8 protein-coding genes are annotated in these 7075 nt (G+C 31.9%); 4 read left to right on the top strand and 4 right to left on the bottom strand.

The features are described from left to right. The first annotated feature begins 250 nt into the window (after window positions 1-250). Both ACVC2P_RS02475 and trhA read left to right on the top strand, forming a co-directional pair. On the top strand, window positions 251-943 hold the full coding sequence (locus ACVC2P_RS02475) for a DUF4294 domain-containing protein (RefSeq protein ID WP_452596901.1): 693 nt from the start codon (window positions 251-253) through the stop codon (window positions 941-943). After that, window positions 943-1569, top strand: a complete 627-nt coding sequence (trhA, locus tag ACVC2P_RS02470) for a PAQR family membrane homeostasis protein TrhA (protein ID WP_452596900.1) — start codon at window positions 943-945, stop codon at window positions 1567-1569. The genes ACVC2P_RS02475 and trhA overlap by 1 nt, the downstream gene beginning before the upstream one ends. Here the strand turns inward: trhA and ACVC2P_RS02465 are convergent. Beyond that, window positions 1566-1982 carry a glyoxalase gene (locus ACVC2P_RS02465; protein ID WP_452596899.1) on the bottom strand — a complete coding sequence of 139 codons (417 nt, stop codon included), beginning with the start codon at window positions 1980-1982 and terminating at the stop codon, window positions 1566-1568. The genes trhA and ACVC2P_RS02465 overlap by 4 nt on opposite strands. Window positions 1983-2211: 229 nt before the next feature. Here ACVC2P_RS02465 and ACVC2P_RS02460 point away from each other — a divergent pair, with 229 nt between their 5' ends. Both ACVC2P_RS02460 and ACVC2P_RS02455 read left to right on the top strand, forming a co-directional pair. After that, window positions 2212-3105, top strand: a complete 894-nt coding sequence (locus tag ACVC2P_RS02460) for a DUF72 domain-containing protein (protein WP_452596898.1) — start codon at window positions 2212-2214, stop codon at window positions 3103-3105. Between the two features lie 4 nt (window positions 3106-3109). Next, window positions 3110-3496, top strand: a complete 387-nt coding sequence (locus ACVC2P_RS02455) for an acyl-CoA thioesterase (RefSeq protein ID WP_452596897.1) — start codon at window positions 3110-3112, stop codon at window positions 3494-3496. 4 nt (window positions 3497-3500) lie between these two features. Here ACVC2P_RS02455 and ACVC2P_RS02450 read toward each other — a convergent pair whose 3' ends face one another. From ACVC2P_RS02450 to ACVC2P_RS02440, 3 genes are all read right to left on the bottom strand, one after another. After that, window positions 3501-3782 (bottom strand): DUF3817 domain-containing protein, encoded by a 282-nt coding sequence (locus ACVC2P_RS02450; RefSeq protein WP_452596896.1) that lies wholly within the window; start codon window positions 3780-3782, stop codon window positions 3501-3503. Window positions 3783-3791: 9 nt separating this feature from the next. Then, the gene (locus tag ACVC2P_RS02445; protein WP_452596895.1) at window positions 3792-5984 is read right to left on the bottom strand and encodes a T9SS type A sorting domain-containing protein; all 2193 of its coding nucleotides are present in this window, start codon (window positions 5982-5984) and stop codon (window positions 3792-3794) included. Window positions 5985-6472: 488 nt separating this feature from the next. Beyond that, window positions 6473-7075: glycoside hydrolase family 113 (locus ACVC2P_RS02440; RefSeq protein WP_452596894.1), on the bottom strand; the 603-nt coding region annotated here is incomplete at its 5' end.

Below are 7075 nucleotides of genomic sequence, written 5' to 3'. Positions count from 1 at the left end.
CATCCCACTCGTAACCAGTAGGGGCTGCATTATTTAAATATTTTTCTAAAAAGTCCATAGACTTTTTATTAAGTATGCTATTTTTTGCCATTTATTTTAATTTTTTACTAAAATAACAATATTCAGTTATATTTAACAGTTAGAATAAAGTTAATTAGTAATTTTACACCATATAAAGTTAAAGGTAGAAAACGTTTTAAATTATATAGTTTGGAACGATTTTAGCTAGAACAACAGTATGTTTACCCAAATGAAATATTTAAATTTTTTACTTGTATTTTTTCCATTTTTAATGTTTGCACAGGAAACAATTGAAACGGTACAAGATTCTACTAATATTGAATATATTATAATAGAAGGAGACTCTATTCCAAGAGCATCTATAGATTTAGATGAAGTGATGCTATTGCATAAACTAAAGTTTGATAGTAAGCAAGATTGGAGACGTTATATGATTTTAAAACGAAAAACGGTTAAAGTATACCCGTATGCTAAATTAGCCGCAGAGCGTTTAGAGTCTTTAAACGAACGATTAGCTTCTCTAGAAAGTAAGCGTGCTAGAAAAAAGTATGCAAAAAAAATTCAGAAATATATAGAAGGAGAATTTTCTGCCGAATTAAAGAAACTAACGCGTACCGAAGGACAAATTTTGGTAAAATTAATTCATAGACAAACAGGGCAGACCACATTTCAACTCATTAAAACATTAAGAAACGGCTGGAGAGCCTTTTGGTTTAATAGTACAGCAAAACTGTTTAATATTTCATTAAAAAAAGAATTCAATCCAGAAGAAGTTAAAGAAGATTATTTAATAGAAGATATTTTAGAGCGTAATTTTCAAAATGGAGTATTAGTAAGACAAAAACCTGCTGTAAAATTTGATTTTTATGAATTAACCAATAAATGGTTAAAAGAAGATAAAAATAGCGAAGCTGAGCATTAATGAGAGCGCAAACCGAGTTTGAAGAAAAGTTAAATACTATAACACATGGTATTGGTGCTGTTTTAGGTGTTATTGGTTTAATTTTATTAATAATAAAAGATACACATAAAACAGAATGGAGTTTGTTTAGTGTTGTCGTTTATGGACTATCAATAATCATCCTTTTTACAGCTTCTACAGCTTATCACTATGTAAAGAAAACCACACGAAAACATTATTTTAGAGTAATAGACCATATTAGTATATACTTACTTATTGCAGGTACATATACTCCCGTATTATTAATAACATTAGAGCATAGTTTAGGTTGGGAATTATTATACGTAGTATGGGGGATTGCTATTTTTGGCATTATTTTAAAACTCTTTTTTACAGGGAAATTTAATTTATTTTCTACTATACTATATTTAATAATGGGATGGCTTATAGTTTTTGATTTTTCTAGACTTTCTGAGTTAATGCACCCTAACGGTATTATTTTATTAATGGCTGGTGGAGCGGCTTATACTTTGGGTATAATTTTTTATGCCATAGAAAAGAAACTTTATTTCCATGTTATTTGGCATCTTTTTGTTTTAGTAGGTGCTATATGCCATTTTTTTATGATACTATTCTATGTCGTTTAACTAGCTAAACTAGTCTCAGGTTTTATAAACAACATAATGTTATCTTGTAAACGCTGTTTAACAATAGCCATCATACGCTTATTTAAAGCCGAAGAATTTTCTATATATAGTAAATACTCTTCTACCGTAAATTGCCCTATAATCATTCCTTTTATAGAGTTTCTAAACTTAATATCCTTGTTAATCGCGTTAGCAATATATATTAACCCTTTTTCTATACTTAGGTCATAAAAAGTATTTTTATGTTTTCTAATATAGTTTTTAAACACTTCAATTAGTAAATCATTCTGAAGCTTTATAACTGGGCGTAGTGTAATATTTTGGAAACGTTCATCACTACTCATATTATCAGTGATTTTAATAGAAGTAATAATAGGTCTACTGTCTAATAATTGTTGATCTCTTAAAGTCATAATTAATAGTTTTTTGATAATAACAAAGCGTTTGAAACTTATAAACGTTCAAACATTTACTATATAAAAGTATTAATTAAGTGTATTAAAAATTTTCAATATCAATTTACTTGTTAACCGGCTTATGAACATTTATCTTTATGTTTTTATAGAAATTGTATACCAATGTTTTAGGTTTTAAGAGGACTTATATTATAATTGAGATACAACAACAGATAATTCAATAACTATGAAATTCGGAAGCGTTCCAAATCCAGAACTTATAGATTTTACTTTTCCCAAAGACCATAAAGACACCAAGCGTGTTCTTAATGCAGTTAAAGATGATGCTATACCAGAAATATATGTTGGCTGTGCTAAATGGAATAGGGCAGATTTAAAAGGATTCTATCCTAGAGGTACTAAAGACGAGTTAGTCTATTACTCCTCACAATTTAATTCTATAGAATTAAATGCAACCTTTTATCGTATTTTTCCAGCTGAGCAATTTGCAAAATGGTATGATAAAACCCCTGCAAATTTTAAATTTTTCCCAAAGTTAAATCAAGAAATTAGCCACTGGAAACGTTTGCAAGCAACAGAAGAGGTTGTAGAGCATTATTTATACAATGCCTCGAATTTAAAAGAAAAACTAGGCACAATCTTTTTGCAAATGCATAATAATTTTTCGCCTAAAGATTTTAATAGAGTGGTTACTTTTATTGAAAAATGGCCAAAACAAATACCTTTAACAGTAGAGTTTAGGCATACCGATTGGTTTAACGATGCAACAGTTGCCGAAGAGCTATACCAGCTATTAGAAGCAAATAACGTATCTAACACTATTGTAGATACTGCTGGAAGACGCGATATTATGCATATGCGTTTAACTAATGCAACAGCATTTGTACGCTATGTAGGCGCAAACCATGAAAGCGATTATACACGATTAGATGATTGGGTAGACCGATTAAAGGAATGGAAAGCGCAAGGTGTGAAGGAAATTGATTTTTTTATTCATCAAAACATAGAAGTAGAGTCCCCATTATTATCTGCTTATTTTATAAAACAATTAAATGCCAAACTTGGGTATAATCTAACAATTCCCAATGGCGATACTAACGAACAACAAACCTTATTTTAAACACATGAGATTTCATACACGTAAATGGGTAAAACCAGAAGATTTAAACCCAAACGCCTCTTTATTTGGAGGTAAACTATTAGCTTGGATAGATGAAGAAGCTGCATTATACTCTGTGGTACAATTAGAAAATCCACATGTGGTTACTAAGTTTATGACAGAGATCGATTTTAAAAGTTCTGCAAAACAAGGGGATATTATAGAAATAGGAATGGAAGTTGTAAAATTCGGAAATGCATCGTTAACATTACGTTGCGAAGTACGAAATATGATGACACGCGAAACCATTATTACTATAGACAATATTGTTATGGTAAATTTAGATAAAAACGGAAACGTTAAACCACATGGTAAAAACCAAGTAGAATTTGTAAAAGATAGACTAGAATAAATTATTAAGCCAAAGACTTTAAATACTTTTTATCTACGTAAAACGTTCCAAAAGGAATTAAAGACGCTACTAAAATTATAGCAAACGTTTTATTATCCCACTTGTAAGTAGAACGCAATACAATAGCTAAAGCAATGTATGCCACAAATAATAGGCCATGTGGCATACCTAATAGTTTTACATATTGAGGATCGTCTGCTAAATATTTTATTGGAGTAGCAATAAACAATAATAAGATGTAAGAAACACCTTCTAAAAAGGCAGTAATTCGGAATATATTAAGCATATTCAGTTTTTAATTTTTAATAATTTTTCTAACCGTTAAGTCTTCGTTGTTTCCAGTGGATAGTTTTGCAAAATATACACCAGAAGCTAAAGCATTTGTTTTAATAGCTGTGTTAGAATTAACAGCTTGCTCTAAAACTAAAGCGCCTGTAATATTATAAATCTTCACATTTAAAGCTGTTTCACTATTGTGTGAAATCGTTAATTCGTTATTAAATGGCACAGGATATACCATAATACTATCTGCCAGAGTACCATTATTAGAAGATAAAGATGTGTCTACATTAAAATAATCTTTTGCTAATTCAAAAGCTTCAACACCAATTTCTGCTCCAATCTGTCTCCCTTTAATATCATCAATAGGAGGGTGGATTCCTCCCCATATACGAGATAAACTTGTTTGGTCGGAAGCATCTCTGTAGGTTGCCCATTGTAGTGTAAAACTTTCCGAAGGGCCATCTTCAAATACTAAAAATTCATTAGCGATAACATCAAAAGTTCCCATTCCTCCTGGGAAGAACGCATCTCCTGTAAGTTGTGTAAGTACTTCTGCTGCTGCTCTAGAAAATGTAGAGTGCCCAGATAAATAGCCAGCAAAAGGAGGGGTTACAAATGTGCCGCGTTGATAAGACCACCAATGTGTTCCTAAAATCCAATCTACACCAGCAACATCAGTATCTGGGTCTGTAATAAAATCGGGACCTTTCCAAGCCATTATTTTTATTCTTCCAACATTTTCATCATTAGTACCAGCTAGTGGGTCTCCAGTTTCTATAAGTTCAATCTTACCAGGAATTAATGGTAAGCCGTGGGGGTCGAAACTTGGTAAACTACTATCTGTACTTTGGCCTTTACCTGCCATATATCTAATAGCAGATATAGGGCGAATATAATCGTAGTACCCTTTAATTCCCCAAGTAGCTATAGCAGAATCATGCATAGCACCACCTAATGCTAAATACGTTTTAACATCCCATTCTAAATCGCTTAACAAATCGCCAACACCTTCAATTTTTTTTACGGTTTGTGGATGGTCGCTAACATAATTTAATAAAGTAAACCAGTGACCTGGAGGTGTTTCAGAGTCTGGGCCATCTGCCCAAAATTCTGCAAGAACTCTAGCATAATCTGCACGTTTAACCATTTGTGGTACATAAGGCGCATTGGTTACAGGATTTAAAGCATGGCCTGTACTCGCGTCTCCACCATTAGTAAAATCATAAAAAGTTTGGTATTCTGCAAAGGTTTCTGGGTAATCTGCAATATCATAATTACCAATAGAGGCTGGAGATATATCTATTACAGTAGGGTCATTTGGATCCATGTGCGAAGACCAAGATGCAACTAAAGCAAAATGCCATTTATAAGGATCATCGATGCCGTTGCCTGTTGTAGAGTTTTGTATGTAAACAGGTGCTCCTGGATTTTTATAAACGTAACAATCAAAACCATCATTCAATACCTCTAAATCCGTTGGTTTTAAACAAAATGGCGTAACTTCTCCCCATTCTGGACTTAAAAAATCTGGTGTATTTAAAGGAAAAGGATTTCCGCTTTGATCTATAAATACATCAAAAGCTAATGGTTGCCATGCATTAGGATTGTTTAAAGGATTAGTATCTGAATAAATCTCTAATATCAAAGGATCATTAGATGGTGTATAAAACTGATTTGCATAATCGTTAACTTCATTTGAAGCATCTTGCAATCCAAAAGCTATCATTTGTTCTGCCAAATAGTTTCCTAAAGCTGCATAAGAACCTGTAGAATAATCTGTAGATGTAAACATTGTATCGTAGCCTAAGCTTGTAAACAGTGTTTCAAAATCTGCTAAAACAGTTGTGGCACCTGGAGAGTTTTGAAACCTATGGTTTAATAGCCTAAACATTGCGTAACTAATAATTTCATGTCTTGCAACATCATTGTCTGCTGGTTGCGCAATACCATTAAAAGCACAAGTATACCCACCAAAGGTTTTACCTAAAAAAACTGTTTCTGCTGTGTCATCAAAAATTGCCCAAGCATCGTACATTACAACACTACTATGAAATAAGTTTCTAGCATGTACAGTTGGTCTAGCATAATCGCTACGAATGGCATCTAATAATTGTTCATTCCATTCTCTAGCTATAGACTGCTGTGCACTAGCTGTAGAAACTACAGCAAAAAGCATCACAAAGAATGCGAGTGTAATTTTTTTCATGTAAGAATTAGTTTTAGTTGGACTGTAAACTTAAGAAAAAACCAAATATTATTTAAGAATAATCTTTATTTACTTTTATGAAACTCATTTAATTATAATAATTATCTTTAAAAAGTTTGGCGAAATATCAAGCGGTCCTAAGGTAGAAGATATATTGGGAACGCCAGTAAAACTTAACAATTTTAAGTCTCTATATTTCGAGGTAACTGCAGAAGATGTTATCCGAATTGGAAAATTAGCATTATCTTATATACTGCAGATGAAAAAGTAAACAATCTAAGGTTTGCAAATGGAATTTTTGGAGGAGGTTCAAGCGGAAATTTATTTCAAACGTTACGCATAGGTAAAGGGGATACTTATGGAGGTTATTCATCTATAAGTACAAGTGTAAGGGCTAATACAGCACTAAAATCTTTAGAAATTATTAAAAATATGGTATCAAACTATGCTTCAGACTTTACCTTTGTAGAAATAACTCAATAAAATTATCAATTTGAGTTTTTTAAGTTATTGTAAAGCGATAAACTATTTTTAGCAGGTTTACCAAACCATTTGGCTATAGTATTCTCAGCGGGTTTAAAACGAGGCGTAAAATCCATATTTTTATATGAGTTTTCTTGTTTACTATGTGTATGCCATTGCCAAATATAAAACCCCTTAAACCAGTCTTTATGCCATAAACTTTCAAAAAGTGCTTGGTAGGCAAGCTGTTGTGTTTTGTCAGACTTCTCTCTAGAAAGACCACTGTAGAGTCTATCCCATTCCCACGGTTTTATAGTTGCAGAAGCTTCACTTTTATAACCTATTTCTGTAAATAAAATAGGTTTGTTGTATTTTTTTGAAAGTTTCTCTAATCCAATAATATGTTTATTCCATCCAATTTTAATTGAATCTAAGGCTGGGTTTTTATGGTCTGTTAAAGGAAAATAAGCTTGTATACCTATATAATCTAGAGCTTCCCAAAACTCACCTAAATCATTATCATCATCCCAATTGGCTGCATAAGTTAACTTCCCAGAATAAATGGTTTTAATATCTTTAATTAATTGTATCCAAGCTTTAGGCTGTTGTTTAATAGATGTCCTTAATTC

This window comes from Pontimicrobium sp. MEBiC01747, from assembly GCF_053601635.1.
The sequence above is the reverse complement of the archived record's forward strand: the minus strand, read 5'-3'. Positions and strand labels throughout refer to the sequence as shown.

Bases quoted from the DNA above. Each gene is read 5' to 3' on its own strand.
- ACVC2P_RS02465 (WP_452596899.1), bottom strand. From the start codon at position 1,982: ATGACTTTAAGAGATCAACAATTATTAGACAGTAGACCTATTATTACT.
- ACVC2P_RS02450 (WP_452596896.1), bottom strand. From the start codon at position 3,782: ATGCTTAATATATTCCGAATTACTGCCTTTTTAGAAGGTGTTTCTTAC.
- ACVC2P_RS02445 (WP_452596895.1), bottom strand. From the start codon at position 5,984: ATGAAAAAAATTACACTCGCATTCTTTGTGATGCTTTTTGCTGTAGTT.
- ACVC2P_RS02460 (WP_452596898.1), top strand. From the start codon at position 2,212: ATGAAATTCGGAAGCGTTCCAAATCCAGAACTTATAGATTTTACTTTT.
- ACVC2P_RS02455 (WP_452596897.1), top strand. From the start codon at position 3,110: ATGAGATTTCATACACGTAAATGGGTAAAACCAGAAGATTTAAACCCA.
- trhA (WP_452596900.1), top strand. From the start codon at position 943: ATGAGAGCGCAAACCGAGTTTGAAGAAAAGTTAAATACTATAACACAT.
- ACVC2P_RS02475 (WP_452596901.1), top strand. From the start codon at position 251: ATGAAATATTTAAATTTTTTACTTGTATTTTTTCCATTTTTAATGTTT.